Source organism: Knoellia aerolata DSM 18566, assembly GCF_000768695.1.
Lineage (GTDB): Bacteria > Actinomycetota > Actinomycetes > Actinomycetales > Dermatophilaceae > Knoellia > Knoellia aerolata.
On record NZ_AVPL01000002.1, the window covers coordinates 60,025 to 76,050 of the forward strand.

General features: G+C 70.7%; 13 protein-coding genes. 5 read left to right on the top strand and 8 right to left on the bottom strand.

Features of this window, described 5'->3' with window-relative positions:
* Window positions 1-19: 19 nt before the first annotated feature.
* The 3 genes from N801_RS01480 to N801_RS20915 are packed head-to-tail and all read right to left on the bottom strand — an operon-like array spanning window position 20 to window position 2,489.
* Window positions 20-685 (bottom strand): MBL fold metallo-hydrolase, encoded by a 666-nt coding sequence (locus tag N801_RS01480; protein WP_035932159.1) that lies wholly within the window; start codon window positions 683-685, stop codon window positions 20-22.
* Window positions 685-1,368 carry a maleylpyruvate isomerase family mycothiol-dependent enzyme gene (locus N801_RS01485; protein ID WP_035932161.1) on the bottom strand — a complete coding sequence of 228 codons (684 nt, stop codon included), beginning with the start codon at window positions 1,366-1,368 and terminating at the stop codon, window positions 685-687. The genes N801_RS01480 and N801_RS01485 overlap by 1 nt, the downstream gene beginning before the upstream one ends.
* Window positions 1,369-1,373: 5 nt before the next feature.
* Window positions 1,374-2,489 (bottom strand): hypothetical protein, encoded by a 1,116-nt coding sequence (locus tag N801_RS20915; RefSeq protein WP_035932163.1) that lies wholly within the window; start codon window positions 2,487-2,489, stop codon window positions 1,374-1,376.
* A 60-nt stretch (window positions 2,490-2,549) separates the two neighbouring features.
* Between N801_RS20915 and uvrA the strand changes: the two genes are divergently transcribed.
* The gene (gene uvrA, locus N801_RS01495) at window positions 2,550-5,726 is read left to right on the top strand and encodes an excinuclease ABC subunit UvrA (RefSeq protein WP_035932166.1); all 3,177 of its coding nucleotides are present in this window, start codon (window positions 2,550-2,552) and stop codon (window positions 5,724-5,726) included.
* Window positions 5,727-5,883: 157 nt separating this feature from the next.
* Here the strand turns inward: uvrA and N801_RS01500 are convergent, their stop codons facing one another.
* The 5 genes from N801_RS01500 to N801_RS01520 all read right to left on the bottom strand — a co-directional run bounded on the left by N801_RS01500 (window position 5,884) and on the right by N801_RS01520 (window position 11,405).
* A complete protein-coding gene (locus N801_RS01500; protein WP_245618169.1) occupies window positions 5,884-6,588 on the bottom strand; it encodes an ABC transporter ATP-binding protein in 705 nt (234 codons plus the stop codon).
* A 5-nt stretch (window positions 6,589-6,593) separates the two neighbouring features.
* A complete protein-coding gene (locus N801_RS01505; RefSeq protein WP_052112494.1) occupies window positions 6,594-7,445 on the bottom strand; it encodes an ABC transporter ATP-binding protein in 852 nt (283 codons plus the stop codon).
* Complete coding sequence (locus N801_RS01510; RefSeq protein ID WP_035932171.1) at window positions 7,442-9,187, bottom strand: branched-chain amino acid ABC transporter permease; 1,746 nt, start codon at window positions 9,185-9,187, stop codon at window positions 7,442-7,444. Before N801_RS01510 ends, N801_RS01505 begins: the two co-directional genes overlap by 4 nt.
* Window positions 9,184-10,107: a branched-chain amino acid ABC transporter permease gene (locus tag N801_RS01515; RefSeq protein WP_035932173.1), complete on the bottom strand. Its 924-nt coding sequence runs from the start codon at window positions 10,105-10,107 to the stop codon at window positions 9,184-9,186. The genes N801_RS01510 and N801_RS01515 overlap by 4 nt, the downstream gene beginning before the upstream one ends.
* 101 nt (window positions 10,108-10,208) lie before the next feature.
* Window positions 10,209-11,405 (bottom strand): branched-chain amino acid ABC transporter substrate-binding protein, encoded by a 1,197-nt coding sequence (locus N801_RS01520; protein ID WP_211254649.1) that lies wholly within the window; start codon window positions 11,403-11,405, stop codon window positions 10,209-10,211.
* 249 nt (window positions 11,406-11,654) lie between these two features.
* Here N801_RS01520 and N801_RS01525 point away from each other — a divergent pair, with 249 nt between their 5' ends.
* Genes N801_RS01525 through N801_RS01540 form a run of 4 tightly spaced genes read left to right on the top strand, consistent with a single transcriptional unit; the run spans window position 11,655 to window position 16,011 of the window.
* Window positions 11,655-12,149 carry a Rieske (2Fe-2S) protein gene (locus N801_RS01525; protein ID WP_035932177.1) on the top strand — a complete coding sequence of 165 codons (495 nt, stop codon included), beginning with the start codon at window positions 11,655-11,657 and terminating at the stop codon, window positions 12,147-12,149.
* Window positions 12,150-12,192: 43 nt separating this feature from the next.
* Complete coding sequence (gene uvrC, locus N801_RS01530; protein WP_035932179.1) at window positions 12,193-14,163, top strand: excinuclease ABC subunit UvrC; 1,971 nt, start codon at window positions 12,193-12,195, stop codon at window positions 14,161-14,163.
* A complete protein-coding gene (gene rapZ / locus N801_RS01535; protein WP_035932182.1) occupies window positions 14,156-15,061 on the top strand; it encodes an RNase adapter RapZ in 906 nt (301 codons plus the stop codon). Before uvrC ends, rapZ begins: the two co-directional genes overlap by 8 nt.
* A complete protein-coding gene (locus tag N801_RS01540) occupies window positions 15,058-16,011 on the top strand; it encodes a gluconeogenesis factor YvcK family protein (RefSeq protein ID WP_035932183.1) in 954 nt (317 codons plus the stop codon). Before rapZ ends, N801_RS01540 begins: the two co-directional genes overlap by 4 nt.
* The last annotated feature ends 15 nt before the right edge of the window (window positions 16,012-16,026 follow it).

Below are 16,026 nucleotides of genomic sequence, written 5' to 3' on the forward strand. Positions count from 1 at the left end.
TCAGGCTAGGTCGGGCGGGTCACCAGCCCCGGTCGCGCCACTCCGTGAGATGCGGCCGTTCGGCGCCGAGCACGGTGTCGCCGCCGTGCCCCGGGTAGACCCAGGTGGCGTCGTCGTAGACGTCGAAGACGCGGTCGCTGACGTCGGCGATGAGGCTCGCGAAGCTCTGGCCCGGGTTCGTGGTGTTGCCGACACCGCCGGGGAAGAGCGAGTCGCCGGTGAAGAGGTGCGTGTGCCCGGCAGGGTCGTCGTAGGCGAGCGCGACCGACCCGGGCGTGTGACCACGCAGGTGGATGACGTCGAGCCGGCACCGGCCGACCGTGACGAGGTCGCCCTGCGCGAGCCGGACGTCGGGGCGCACCGGCAGGGCGTCGGCGTCGTCGGCTCCGGCGTAGGTCCGCGGGTGGAACGCGTCGACCATCTCGGCGAGCGCCCGCACGTGGTCCCGGTGCTGGTGGGTGGTGACGAGGTGCTCGAGGCTGCCGGTGCCCTCGCGGACCAGCGACGTGAGCCGCGCCGCGTCGTCGGCGGCGTCGACGAGCAGCTGCTCGCCGGACTCGCGGCAGGTGAGGAGGTAGGCGTTGTTCGACATCTCCGACACGGCGACCTTGCGGATGACGAGGTGCTCGAGGGTGCGCACGTGCGTCGGGCCTCCCGGCTCGACGTCTCCGGTGTAGTCGGTCATCACAGTCCTCTCGTCAGGGACGGAAGGGCGTCGGCGTGCACGCCGGCCGGGTCCTGCCGCGCCAGCCAGGTGAGCACACCGGCGCGCGACCCGGTGACGGCGACGTCCCCGTCAGCGAGCGACCAGACGTCGCCCTCGTCGGTGCGGATCCGCAGCGAGGGCGCCGCCCCGGCGCCGCGCTGCCGCTTGAGCTCGTTCTCGATGAACATGACCTGGAGGTCGGCCTCGACGTCGTCGAAGCCGAAGCCGAGGTCGAGGTCGACGTGGTGGTAGACCACCTCGCGCAGCCGCATGAACGGGAGCATGCCGCCACGGAACGTCGGCCCCCCGGGGGTGCGCTCGAGCACGACGTCGCGGTGCGCCGGTGTGAGGCGTCGCAGGTGCGGCGCGAGGGCGGCAGCGGTCTCCTCGACGTCGGCGGCGACGACGTCGCGGTCCCGGCCGACGCCGGCGTCGATGTCCTCGTCGCGTGCCTCGGGGGAGTCGTACATCGTCTCGCCCGTGCCGTCGACGGCCGCCCCGACCAGCCGGACGAGGGCCTCGGCGTTGCGGGCGAGATGGTTGAGCACGTGGTCGCGGCTCCATCCCTCGCACAGGCTGGGAGCGGAGAGGTCGTCGCAGGCCCGGGCATCGGAGACGAGGCGGGCGGTGTGCTCGTCGATGGCGGCAAGGAGGTCGGTCACGAGCCTCAGGCTACGCGCGCGACCGACAGCGTGCCGGTCCCGCGCGCATCCGTCGTGACCACCCAGAGGTCGTCCCCGTCGACGACCGCCGAGACCGGTGTGCCCGCCGGGCCGGCAGAGGTCGACCAGTCGCCCTCGTGTCGCCGGAGCACGGTGCTCCCCGACCCGGACGGGACGACGACGAGGTCGTCCTCACCGACCCGGACCGGCGCCGGGACGGCCGCGTTCTCGGGGACCGTGACGTCGGGTATGCCGTCCGCTCGCCTCGCGCGCCCGCCGACCACCTCCCAGGCGGCCAGGCGACGTCCCTGCCGGCCCACGACGAGGCACCGGGGCGGCGTGCACGTCGCGGCGTGGGCCTCCGTGATCCCGTCACCCGCCGGTCGCGGGAGGTCGACGCGGGTCCAAGGACCCTGACCGCCGGGTGCGGTCCACACGGCGGCGTCGACCCGGACCGAGCCGGGAGCGAGCCGCGTGACCGACCCCGAGAGGAGCACCCCGTCCCCGTGCGAGGTGATCGACCTCGCCGCCGCGAGGGACTCGGGGCTGCTGGCCAGGGGCGTCCCCGTGGAGGGCTGCCGGGACCAGCGCTCCCCACGGCGCGTCCACACGGCGATGTCCAGACCGGTCCGCTCGCTCTGCCAGGCCCCGAGGATCACGGGCGACTCACCGGCATACGCCACGCCTGCGAGGTCACCGGCGCCGTAGCTGCCGAACACCCCGAACGGCTGCTCGAGCTCGACGACCGAGGCGGTGTCGCCGGACCACGTCGACCAGCGGTAGTTGCCGTGCGCACCACCCCGGGCCCCGCCGACGGCCTCGACACCGCCGGACCGGGTGGCGACCTGCAACCAGCGCGCCTCGAAGGCATAGGGGGACCGGGGCGTCAGCGGGACCTCGGTGAGGGACCCGTCGCGCGCACGGAGCAGGCGGGGACGGGGGCGCTCGGGCGCGAACGCCCCCACGAGGACCGCGTCCCCGCTGCTCGCCAGGGTGACGGGCGTCAGGCCGTCGGGGAGGGTGAGCGTCTCCCAGCGTGGGGGCGTCGACCCGGTGGTGCAGGCGCCGGCGAGCAGGACCGAGCCCACGACGAGGGCGAGGGCCGGCGGGCGCGGTCGCATGTCGTCACTGTAGAGGCGGCCCGAGGTCGTCGTCGGGGGCTGTCGGTGGCGGCACCTAGCATGGTGGTCGTGACTTCTGCTGCCTCTGCATCGCCCACCCGTCGCTCGGGGAGCGCCACCCACGACCGCCTCGTCGTGCGGGGCGCGCGCGAGCACAACCTCAAGGATGTCTCGGTCGACCTGCCCCGGGACTCCCTCATCGTCTTCACCGGGCTGTCGGGATCGGGCAAGTCGTCACTGGCGTTCGACACGATCTTCGCCGAGGGCCAGCGCCGCTACGTGGAGTCGCTGTCCGCCTACGCGCGGCAGTTCCTCGGACAGATGGACAAGCCAGACGTCGACTTCATCGAGGGTCTGTCCCCGGCGGTGTCGATCGACCAGAAGTCGACCAACCGCAACCCCCGCTCGACCGTCGGCACGATCACCGAGGTCTACGACTACCTCCGGCTGCTGTTCGCCCGGGCCGGGCGCCCGCACTGCCCGACCTGCGGCGAGCCGATCACCCGGCAGAGCCCCCAGCAGATCGTCGACCGGCTGCTCGAGCTGCCCGAGCGCACCCGCTTCCAGGTGCTCGCCCCCGTCGTGCGGGCCCGCAAGGGCGAGTTCGTCGACCTCTTCGCCGAGCTGCAGTCCAAGGGCTTCGCCCGCGCCCGGGTCGACGGCGAGGTCGTCTCCCTCAGCGAGCCACCCACCCTCGAGAAGCAGGTCAAGCACACCATCGACGTCGTCGTCGACCGGCTCGTCTCCAAGGGAGGCGACGCCTCCTCGAAGCGGCGGCTCACCGACTCCGTCGAGACCGCCCTAGGCCTCGCCGGAGGCGTCGTCGTCATCGAGTTCGTCGACCCCGGTGAGGGCAAGGGCCCGGACGGGTCCGACCTCCCCAAGGAGCGCCGCTTCTCCGAGCGGATGGCCTGCCCCAACGACCACCCGCTGACGATGGACGAGGTCGAGCCGCGCTCGTTCTCGTTCAACAGCCCCTTCGGGGCGTGCCCGGTCTGCACGGGCATCGGCACCGAGCTCGAGGTCGACCCCGAGCTCATCGTGCCCAACGACGACCTCAGCCTGGCCGAGGGCGCCATCGCCCCCTGGGCCTCCGGCAGCGGCGCGTCCGAGTACTTCCAGCGGGTGCTCGGCGCCCTCGCCGAGGAGATGAAGTTCAGCATCGACGCGCCGTGGCGCTCCCTGCCCGAGCGGGCGAAGGAGTCGCTGCTCACCGGTCGCAACCACAAGGTCCACGTCAAGTACCGCAACCGGTTCGGCCGTGAGCGCTCCTACACGACCGGTTTCGAGGGGGCCATCCCGTTCGTCAAGCGTCGCCACGCCGAGACCGACTCCGACTGGAGCCGGGAGCGCTACGAGGGCTACATGCGTGAGGTGCCGTGCCCGTCGTGCCGCGGCAGCCGGCTCAAGCCCGAGTCGCTCGCCGTCACCATCGGCGGCCGCAGCATCGCCGACGTCTGCGCCCTGCCCATCTCCGACTCGGCCAGCTTCCTCGAGGAGGTCGACTTCACCGTCCGTGAGCGGCAGATCGCCGAGCGGGTCATCAAGGAGATCAACGCGCGGCTCGGCTTCCTCCTCGACGTCGGCCTCGACTACCTCGGCCTCGACCGGCCTGCGGGCACGCTCTCCGGTGGCGAGGCCCAGCGCATCCGGCTGGCCACCCAGATCGGCTCCGGCCTCGTCGGCGTCCTCTACGTGCTCGACGAGCCCAGCATCGGGCTGCACCAGCGCGACAACCACCGGCTCATCGAGACCCTGACCCGGCTGCGCGACCTCGGCAACACCCTCATCGTCGTCGAGCACGACGAGGACACGATCGCCACCGCCGACTGGGTCGTCGACATCGGCCCCGGAGCCGGCGAGCACGGGGGAGTCGTGGTGCACTCCGGCACCGTCGCCGACCTGCTCACCCACCCGACGTCGATCACGGGCAAGTACCTCTCGGGTCGGGCGGAGATCCCCGTCCCGGCGACGCGCCGCCCCCAGGACCCCGACCGTCAGGTCACCGTCATCGGGGCGCGCGAGCACAACCTCCACGAGGTGAGCGCGAGCTTCCCGCTCGGCAACCTCGTCGCCGTCACCGGGGTCTCCGGGTCGGGCAAGTCGACCCTCGTCAACGACATCCTCTACAACGTCCTCGCCAACAAGCTCAACGGTGCCAGGCACGTCCCCGGGCGCCACAAGTCGGTGCAGGGGCTGGAACACCTCGACAAGGTGGTCCACGTCGACCAGAGCCCGATCGGGCGCACCCCCCGCTCCAACCCGGCCACCTACACCGGGGTCTTCGACGCGATCCGGAAGCTGTTCGCGACGACGACCGAGGCCAAGATCCGTGGCTACCAGCCGGGTCGGTTCTCGTTCAACGTCAAGGGCGGCCGGTGCGACGCGTGCTCCGGTGACGGCACCATCAAGATCGAGATGAACTTCCTGCCGGACGTCTATGTCCCGTGCGAGGTCTGCCACGGCGCCCGCTACAACCGTGAGACCCTCGAGGTGCACTTCAAGGGCAAGACCATCGCCGACGTGCTCGACATGCCGATCGAGGAGGCCGCGGACTTCTTCGCGGCGGTGCCCGGCATCGCCCGGCACATGACGACGCTCAACGAGGTCGGCCTCGGCTACGTGCGGCTCGGCCAGCCGGCGCCGACGCTCTCCGGCGGCGAGGCGCAGCGCGTCAAGCTCGCCTCCGAGCTGCAGAAGCGGTCGACGGGACGCACCATCTACGTCCTCGACGAGCCGACGACCGGCCTGCACTTCGAGGACATCCGCAAGCTCCTCGGCGTCCTCCAGGGCCTCGTCGACAAGGGCAACACGGTCATCGTCATCGAGCACAACCTCGACGTCATCAAGAGCGCCGACTACGTCCTCGACCTCGGCCCCGAGGGTGGCAACAAGGGCGGGAGCGTCGTCGCGACCGGCACCCCCGAGGAGGTCGCCGCCCACCCCGACAGCCACACCGGGCGCTTCCTCGCGCCCGTCCTGGCGAAGACGGCTCGCACGACGACCCGGGCCACGGGTGTGGGCCGAGGCGGTGCCACGGCGTCGGCCGAGGCGCCGGTGACCAAGTCCGTTGCCAAGAAGGCCGCCACTAAGACCGCCGCCGGGAAGACCACGGCGGCGAAGGGCGCGTCCACGAAGGCCACGCCGACCAAGCGGACCGCTGCCGCCCGGACCGCGGCCCCGTCCACGACGACGGCGTCGACGGCCCCGAAGCGGACGTCGCGCAAGAGCGCCTGAGCCGACCGGACGGCATACTCTGCCGTCCGACCCAGCCACCGGCGCATGACGAGGGCCCCGCACCACCTCGGTGCGGGGCCCTCGTCACGTGTGCTGTCTCGCGCCCACGCTGCGCGTGGGACCCGCTCTCAGGCCCACGCTGCGCGTGGGACCCGCTCTAATCCTCGCCGAGGTAGGCCTTGCGGACGTCGTCGCTCGCGAGGAGCTCGGGGCCGCTGCCCGACAGGACGATCTTGCCGACCTCGAGGACGTAGCCCTTCGTGGCCCTCTTGAGCGCCGCCTGAGCGTTCTGCTCGACGAGCAGGATCGTCGTGCCCTGCTCCTGGAGCGTCGTCACCGTGGACATGACCGTCTTCATCATCAGCGGCGACAGGCCCATCGACGGCTCGTCGAGCATGAGCAGCTTGGGGCGGCTCATCATGGCCCGACCCATGGCGAGCATCTGCTGCTCGCCTCCGGAGAACGTGCCGGCCGCCTGCGCCTTGCGTTCACCGAGGATAGGAAACAGCTCGTAGGCCGCCTGCAGGTCCTTGCGCACGTCGCCGTCGCGTCGGGCGAACGCCCCGAGCAGGAGGTTCTGCTCGACGGAGAGGCGAGGGAAGATCCGTCGGCCCTCGGGGGAGTGGGCCAGCCCGAGGGTGACGATCTCGTGGGCCGGTGTGTCGTCGATCCGCTTGCCCTGGAAGCGGATGGACCCGCTGAGCGGACGGAGGAGACCGGAGATCGTGCGCAGGGTCGTCGTCTTGCCGGCACCGTTGGTGCCGATGAGCGTGACGACCTCGCCCTCGTCGACCGAGAAGCTGATGCCCTTGACGGCCTTGATCTTGCCGTACGCGACCACGAGGTCCTTGACCTCGAGCATGGGGCTCACAGCGTCTCCTTCGTCGTGGCGGGACCCTCGTCCTCGTCGTCGTCGTCTCCGCCACCGATGTAGGCCTCGATGACGCGCGGGTCGGACTGGACCTCACCCGGAGTGCCCTCGACGAGGACCTCGCCGCGGACGAGGCAGAGGACTCGGTCGCAGAGGTTGAAGATGAACCGCATGTCGTGCTCGATGACGACGACCGCCAGCCCGCTGTCGCGGATCCGGAAGATCAGGTCGCTCGCCTGCTTGGTCTCCTGCGGGTTCATGCCGGCCGTCGGCTCGTCCAGGAGGATGAGCTTGGGGTCGGTGGCCAGTGCCCGGGCGATCTCGAGCCGGCGCTGGTCGCCGTAGGGCATGTTGCGCGCGAGGCTCTCCGTCGAGCCGCCGAGCCCGACGAAGTCGAGCAGCTCCTGGGCGCGTGCCCGGGTCGCCTCCTCCTCGCGCCGGAACTTCGGTCCCCGCAGGATCGAGGTGAGCGCCATCGAGCTGGTGCGGCAGTAACGGCCCACCATGACGTTCTCGAGGGCGGTCATGTTCGCGAACAGCCGGATGTTCTGGAAGGTGCGGGCCATGCCCGCGACGACGACGGCGCGCGGCTTGGGCGGCAGGACGTCACCGCTCAGCGTGACCTGCCCCTCGGTCGGCTTGTAGAGACCGGTGAGGCAGTTGAAGAACGTCGTCTTGCCGGCACCGTTGGGGCCGATGAGTCCGACGATCTCACCCTCGTTGACGGTCATGTCGACGTCCTTGACGGCGGTGAGGCCGCCGAAGCGCATCGTCACGCCACGGGCCTCGAGGATCGGCTTGCCGACCGCCGTGGGCACGCGGGCGGGGGGCGTGTCGGTGAGGGTCATGCCTTGACCTCCGTTTCCTCGAGATGGACCGCTTCGATCCGTTGGGCGAGCTCCTCGTCGTCCTCGTGGAACTCGAGCTTGCGCCGGTGGCTCGCGATGAGGCCCTCCGGGCGGAAACGCATCATGAGGACGAGCACGAGCCCGAAGATGAGCAGCCGGTAGTCGGCGATGAAGCGGAGCTTCTCCGGCAGGAGCTTGAGGATCGTCGCGCCGACGATGACACCGGCGACGGTGCCCATGCCGCCGAGGACGATCGCGGCGAGCAGGAACGCGGACTCGAGGAAGATGTACTGGTCGGGGGTGACCGAGACGTCGTGGTGCGCCTTGACCGTGCCCGCCATGCCGGCGAGGAACGCGCCGCCCGCGAAGGCGAACAGCTTGAGGCCGAAGACGTTGACGCCCATGGCCTCGGCCGCCTTCTCGTCCTCGCGGATCGCGACCCAGCCACGGCCGATGCGGCTGTTGTTGAGCCGCGTGAAGACGAGGATGATGATCGCCGCGATGAGGAGCAGGAGGAAGTAGTAGTTCGCGAACCTGCCGAGGGTGATCCCCGCGATCGTGTGCGGCTGACCGAAGTCGAACGACCCGATCGCCAGGTCCGGGATGGCCGGGATGCCGTTGGGTCCGTTGGTGATGTCGGGGCCGTTGGATCCGTCGAGGTTGCCCATGGTGAAGCGGAAGATCTCACCGAACGCCAAGGTGACGATGGCGAGGTAGTCACCCGAGACCCGCAGCGTCGGTGACCCGATGATGAGGCCCAGCATGGCGGAGAACAGTGCTCCGACGAGGACGACGACGATGAACGGCGGTTTCCAGTCGATGGTCGCGAAGGCCGAGGCCGACAGCACCGCACCGACGTAGGCTCCGGCGCCGAGGAAGGCGATGTAGCCGAGGTCGAGGAGGCCGGCGAGGCCGACGACGATGTTGAGACCGAGGGCGGTCGCCGCGAAGATCAGGACCTGCGTCGCGATCGACATGTTCTCGTCCGACCCGCCCTGCGTGAACGGGAAGAGGAACGCGACCGCGAACGCGCCGAGCATGAGCACCGGGCGGTTCTTCTGGGCGATGAGCCCGACCCACGTGAAAGCCCCGGCCCTCGTGAGGGCGAGCGCGACGGCCGACACGAACAGGAGGAACAGCAGGAAGCTGCCGCCGTCGCCGATGTCGAGGGCGTAGGCCGCGCCGAAGAGGACCAGGGCCATGAGCACGACGATGGTGCTGATCTCGAGCCACGACGACGTCTTCGCGAAGAGCGGGTCACGGTGCTGGCGGGAGACGAGCATGAGGCCGGAGGCGGCGAGGAGGAGCGCCCCGAGCAGCGAGATCCAGCCACCGGGGTTGATGTTGACGAGCCCGCCCGACTGGTAGGCGATGATGCCGAGGGTGATGACCATGTAGGCCACCGCACCGAGCCCGAGGACCCGGACTGCCGCCGCCGTGTCGAGCCATTCGCCGAAGCGGTGCAGCGGTCCCCGGTGCGCGAGGAGGAACAGCAGGGCCGCGACCCCGAGCGCGATCATGCAGATCTGCACGCCGTTGGGGTAGAAGTCGACCGAGAGGTCGCCGAGGACGTCCGAGGTGTAGCTCCAGGACAGGAAGGTCCCTCCGACGAGGATGAGGACCCCGGCGAGACCCAGCGGCCAGGCGGCGGCACTGCCGCGGCCGGGGATGCGCTCGAGGAGGGGGACCTTGACGGCGTCGTCGTCGTGGCCGTGCGTGAGGTCGGTCGTCGAGGTGCTCATGCGCGGTCCACCACCCGGGCGCCGAGGAGGCCCTGGGGCCTGAAGACGAGCACGAGAATGAGGAGCACGAACGCCCACACGTCCTTCCATGCCGACCCGCCGAACTGGCCGGGAATGAACTGGGTGGCCATCGACTCGGCGATACCCAGGGTGAGACCTCCGACGACGGCGCCCTGGATGTTGCCGATCCCACCGAGCACGGCGGCCGTGAAGGCCTTGAGGCCGGCGAGGAAGCCCATCCGGAAGTCGATGTTGGAGTTGAGCAGGCCCTGCGCGACACCGGCGAGGGCGGCGAGGGCGGCACCCACGGCGAAGGCGATGACGATGATGCGGTTGACGTTGATCCCCATGAGCTGGGCCGTGTCCGGGTCCTGCGAGACGGCCTGCATCCCCTGGCCCAGCCTGGTGCGGTTGACGAAGTACCACAGCAGGGCGGCCGACAGGACGAGCGCGCCGACGGTGAAGACCGCCGCGCGCTGGATCGAGAGGCCCCCGATGGAGAGCGCCGTCCCGGTGACGACGTCGATCTCGGGGAAGACGAGCTTGCTCTTGGCGCCCGGGTAGAAGAGGCGCACGGCCTCCTGCAGGAAGACGGAGATGCCGATGGCGGTGATGAGGGGGGCCAGGCGGGGGGCGCCACGCAGCGGCCGGTAGGCGATGCGCTCCATGACGACCGCGGTGAGGACGGAGACGAGCACGGCACCGAGCACCATGACGGGCAGCACCCAGAGGCCGGTCTGGCCCTTGAAGAGCACCGTCCAGGTGGCCAGTGCCCCGAAGGCCCCGATCATGAACACCTCGCCGTGGGCGAAGTTGATGAGCTGGACGATGCCGTAGACGACGGTGTAGCCGACGGCGATCAGCGCGTACAGCGACCCGATGGTCAAGCCGTTCACGATCTGTTGCAGGAAATCGGTCATCGCAGAACCGGCACCTCTCTGTCTGTGGTCGCTGGCACATTCAAGCAGGGGCGGGTTGGTCCCCGCCCCTGCTCGAATGAACTACTGCGTGTCTGGCTCGGTCAGCTGACGTTCTCGGACTTCACGCTGACCCACTTGCCGCCCTCGACCTTGTAGCCGGTGATGACCTTGACCAGCGTGTCGCCGAACTCGTCGAAGGACACCTTGCCGGTGACGCCGTCGAACGAGACCTTGCCGACCGCGTCGACCGTGGCCTGGCGGGCGCTCTTGGCGTCGTCGGCGTCCTTGAGGGAGACCTTGAGCGCCTCGATGATGGCGTTCGCCGCGTCGTACGAGTAGCCGCCGTAGGCCGCTGCCGGCTCGGCGTACTTGGCTGCCTCGTAGTCGGCGAGGAACTTCTTGCCGGCGTCGCTGTTCTCGGTCGGCTCACCGACGGAGGTGGCGAGGTCACCGTTGGAGGTGGAACCCGCGAGCTCGATGTACTTGGGGTCGAAGATGCCGTCGCCACCCATGAGCGGGACGTTGAGGCCACCGGCCTTCATCTGCTTGGACAGGGGTCCGGCCTGCGGGTACTCACCGCCGTAGTAGACGGCGCCCGGCTTGGACGGGGCGACCTTGGAGACGACCGGCGCGTAGTTGGACTCGTCCGGGTTGATCGTCTCGGCGGCCACGACGGTGCCACCGGCGGCCTTGTAGGCCTCCGTGAAGTACTGGACCAGACCCTGGCCGTAGGTCTTCTTGTCGTGGATCGTCGCGACGGTCTTGATGCCCTGCTCGATGAGGAACTTGGCGGCGAAGCCACCCTGCGCGATGTCCGTCGTGCAGGTGCGGAAGAACGTCTTGTAGGGACGTGCGTTGCCGTCGGCGCCGCGGGTCAGCGAGGGTCCGGTGTTGGCCGGGGAGATCTGGGTGATGTTGGCGGCAGCGAAGACGGGCTGGGTCTGCTGGCTGACGCTCGAGTTGAGGTTGCCGACGACACCGACGACCTCGTCGTCGGACGCGAGCTTCGTCGCGCCGTTCTTCCCCACGTCGGCCTTGCCCTCGTCGTCGACGGCCTCGACCTCGAGGGTCCAGCCCTCGATCGCCTTGGACTCGTTGGCCTGCTTGACGGCCAGCTCGACGGAGTGCTGGATGCCCTTTCCGAGTGCGGAGAGGTCACCCGACAGGGGCGCGATGACGCCGATCTTGGCGACCTTGGCGTCGCCGCCGGTTGTACTGCCGGTGTCCTCGTTCTCACCGCGGGTGCCACACCCGGCAAGTGCGAGTGAGGCCACCAACAGCGAAGCGCCGACGGTCATGACGGAACGCTGAGCCACGTTTCCTCCTGAAACTTCTTCTCCCGCGGCGTGAAGCCGAGGAGCTCGCGACGGGTGTGCGAGCACCCGAAATATAGCCACGGCGGGGTCACCCGGCGCCCGTGTTGCGCATTTGTGTGCCGAGTCGTTACCAAGGTCGTTGCCGGGCCGTTCACAGGTTGACGACGGCATACTGGCAGCGCTGGACGACGCACGACCCGGCCCCACGCCCGCACGACGAAGGTGAGCACGATGAGCGACTCCCCGGACCACCCGGCCACGACCCGCCCCGACCCCGTCACCGCCCCGTCCTGCTGCGGTCGCCGCGACGCCCTTCGCGCGGTCGGCGCGGTCGCCGTGGTCGGCGCCGGTCTCACCGCCTGCGGGACCGACGCGGGGAAGGCCGTCGAGACGGCCGCCTCGTCGGCCTCCAGCGCCGCGTCGGGTGCGGCCGGCGCCGTCCGGGACCTCGCCAAGAAGGCGGACATCCCCGTCGGCGGCGGCACGATCATCGACGCGGCCAAGGTCGTCATCACCCAGCCGACCGAGGGCGAGTTCAAGGCCTTCTCCGCCGTGTGCACGCACCAGGGCTGCACCGTGAGCAGCGTCGAGGGTGGCGCCATCAACTGCGCCTGCCACGGCAGCCAGTTCGACCTCGCGACCGGGGCCGTGAAGCGGGGCCCGGCGACGCGGGGCCTGCCGACGAAGTCGGTCACCGTGGGCGCCGACGGCATCAGCGTCACCTGAGCACCCGCTGAGCCTGTCGCCGCCCCCGCATAGGGTTGTGGGCGTGGCTCATCCGTCGACCTACCGCCCCCGTCCGGGGGAGATCCCGACCGATCCCGGGGTCTACCGGTTCCGCGACAAGGACGGCCGCGTCATCTACGTGGGCAAAGCGAAGTCGCTCCGCTCGCGCCTGTCGTCCTACTTCCAGGACGTCGGTGCGCTGCATCCCCGGACCGCGTCGATGGTGCTCGCCGGCGCCAGCGTCGAGTGGACCACCGTCGCCACCGAGGTCGAGGCCCTCCAGCTCGAGTACTCCTGGATCAAGGAGTACGACCCGCGGTTCAACGTCAAGTACCGCGACGACAAGTCCTACCCCTACCTCGCCGTGACCATGGGGGAGGAGTTCCCCCGCGCCCAGGTCCTCCGGGGTGCCAAGCGCAAGGGGACCCGCTACTTCGGCCCGTACGCGCACGCGTGGGCGATCCGCGAGACCCTCGACCAGGCCCTGCGGGTCTTTCCCATCCGCACCTGCTCGGCCGGCGTCTTCAAGCGCGCGACCCAGGTCGGCCGGCCCTGCCTCCTCGGCTACATCGACAAGTGCTCGGCCCCGTGCGTCGACCGGGTCGACGCCGCCACGCACCGCGCGATCGCCGAGGACTTCTGCGACTTCATGGCCGGCGAGAGCTCGAAGTTCGTCAAGCGGCTCGAGCGCCAGATGCGGGCCGCCTCCGACGAGCTCGACTTCGAGCGGGCCGCCCGGCTCCGCGACGACATCGGCGCCCTCCAGCGGGTGCTGGAGAAGTCGGCCGTCGTCTTCGGTGACGGCACCGATGCCGACGTCTTCGCCCTCGCCGACGACGAGCTGGAGGTCGCCGTCCAGGTGTTCCACGTGCGCGGCGGGCGTATCCGCGGGCAGCGCGGCTGGGTCGCCGAGAAGGAGTTCGAGACCGTGCCCGAGGTCGTCGGCCACCTCCTGCAGCAGCTCTACGGCGGCGAGGAGGGCGAGGCGGTGCCGCGCGAGGTCCTCGTGCCGGTGCTCCCGGACGACGCCGAGTCGCTCGGGGAGTGGCTGTCGAGGCGTCGGGGGAGCCGGGTCGACCTGCGTGTGCCGCGCCGCGGGGACAAGCGCACGCTCATGGAGACGGTCGAGCGCAACGCCACCCAGAGCCTGGCCCGGCACAAGGTCGCCCGAGCCGGCGACCTCACCAACCGGTCGCAGGCCCTCCAGCAGCTCCACGAGCTCCTCGAGCTCGACGAGTCGCCGCTGCGGATCGAGTGCTTCGACATCAGCCACGTCCAGGGCACCCAGGTCGTCGGGTCCATGGTGGTCTTCGAGGACGGGCTCCCGCGCAAGGGCGAGTACCGGCGGTTCATCGTGCGCGGACAGCAGGATGAGGACGGCGCGGCTGCACCCATCGACGACACCGCCGCGATGCACGAGGTGCTCACCCGTCGCTTCCGCCGCTACCTCAAGGACCGCGACGAGCCACAGGTCCGGGACGACGAGACCGGTCGCCCGACCCGGTTCGCCTACCCGCCGCAGCTGGTCGTCGTCGACGGCGGGCTGCCCCAGGTCAACGCGGCGGCGCGCGCGATCGAGGACCTCGGCATCGTCGACGTCGCCGTGGTCGGGCTGGCCAAGCGCCTCGAGGAGGTGTGGGTGCCCGGGCAGGACTTCCCGGTCGTCCTGCCCCGGACCAGCGAGGGCCTCTACCTGCTGCAGCGGCTGCGCGACGAGGCACACCGGTTCGCCATCACGTTCCACCGCCAGCGGCGGAGCAAGGCGATGACGAACTCCGCCCTGGACGGCATACCGGGCCTGGGGGACGTCAAGCGCAAGGCGCTGCTGCGTCACTTCGGCTCCGTGAAGCGGATCCGCGCCGCGAGCCTCGAGGAGCTGGGGGAGGTCCCCGGGATCGGCGCCACGCTGGCGCAGACCATCGAACGCGAGTTGACTGGGGCACCCGTGGAGCCCACGGTGAACCTGATGACCGGTGAGATCGTCGACGACACACAGAAGGACAACGATGACTGAGGGCGCCAACGCCGTCGCGCAGGTTCACAGCCAGGGGGCGGACTTCGTCATCGTCACCGGCATGAGCGGTGCCGGGCGCACCACGACGGCCAACGTCATGGAGGACCAGGGCTGGTACGTCGTCGACAACCTGCCGCCCCAGCTGCTGCCGGCCATGGCCGAGCTGGGCACGAAGGCCCGTGGCGAGGGGCAGGAGATCAAGATCGCCGCCGTCGTCGACGTGCGCAGCAAGACCTTCTTCACCGAGTTCGAGCCGGCGGTCCAGACGCTCCGGGACGCGGGGTGGACGCCGCAGCTCGTCTTCCTCGACGCCACCGACGAGGCCCTCGTGCGTCGGTTCGAGTCGGTGCGCCGGCCGCACCCGCTCCAGGGCTCGGGGAGGCTGCTCGACGGGATCCAGAGCGAGCGCGAGATCCTGCGTGACCTGCGCTCGCGGGCCCAGATCGTCGTGGACACCTCCGGGCTCAACGTGCACCAGCTCGGACGCAAGATCGCGCCGATGTTCGGGGTCAAGGGCGGGCCGTCGCTGCGGTTGGCGCTGCTGTCGTTCGGGTTCAAGTACGGCGTGCCGCTCGACGCGGACTTCGTCTTCGACATGCGCTTCCTGCCCAACCCGTTCTGGGTGCCGGAGCTGCGCTCGCTCGACGGCCGTGACGCCGCGGTGTCCGCGTTCGTCCTCGGGCATGACGGCGCCGGCGAGTTCCTCGACCGGGTCGCCGGCGTCATGGAGCCGGTCACGCGGGGGTACCACTCCGAGGGGCGCCGCTACGCGACCCTCGCGATCGGCTGCACCGGGGGCAAGCACCGCTCCGTCGCCGTCGCGGAGGCCCTGGCCGAGCGGCTCCAGTCCGACCGGATCGACACATTCCTCGTCCACCGCGACCTGGGACGCGAGTGAGCGGGCCGGTCGTCGCCGCGCTGGGGGGCGGGCACGGGCTGTCCGCGTCGCTCGCGGCGCTCCGGTTCGTGACCGACGAGATCACCGCGATCGTCACGGTGGCCGACAACGGCGGGTCCTCGGGGCGGCTGCGCGGCGAGTTCGGGGTGCTGCCGCCCGGTGACCTGCGGATGGCGCTGGCCGCGCTCTGCGAGGAGACCGAGTGGGGGCACACGTGGCGTGACGTCCTCCAGCACCGCTTCCAGGGCACCGGGCCGCTCGGCGGGCACGCCCTGGGCAACCTGCTCATCGTCGCGCTCTGGGAGCTGCACGAGGACCCGGTCGCGGGACTCGAGCTCGTCGGGCGGCTGCTCAACGCGCGTGGCCGGGTCCTGCCGATGGCCGCGGTGCCGCTCGACATCGAGGCGGACGTCCTCGGTGCGGACCCGGAGCGGCCCGAGGAGCGCAGTGTGGTGCGCGGCCAGGCGCAGGTCGCCCGCACCAAGGGTCGGGTGGACGCGCTGCGGCTGCTGCCGGAGAGCCCGCCGGCGTACTCGGAGTCGGTCGCGGCGATCCGTGCGGCCGACTGGGTCGTCCTCGGCCCGGGGTCGTGGTTCACCTCGGTCATGCCGCACCTGCTCGTCCCCGACCTCGCCGAGGCGCTCACCGTCACCCGCGCCCGGCGCCTCCTCGTGCTCAACCTCGAGATGGTGACGACGGAGACCGCCGGGTTCAGCGCCATCCACCACCTCGAGTCCTTCGCGCGCTACGCGCCGCGGGTCCGGCTCGACGCCGTGCTGGCCGACCCCTGCGTCGTCGACGACCACGAGTCCCTCGCCGATGCCTGCCGCGCCCTGGGGGCGACCCTGCACGTCCACCCGGTCGCGATGTCGGCGTCCCCGACCCTGCACGACCGGCTCCGCCTGGCCGCGGCCCTGCAGGACGTCCTTGCCTCCGGACGACGGTCCTGATGGCGCGTGGCAGGA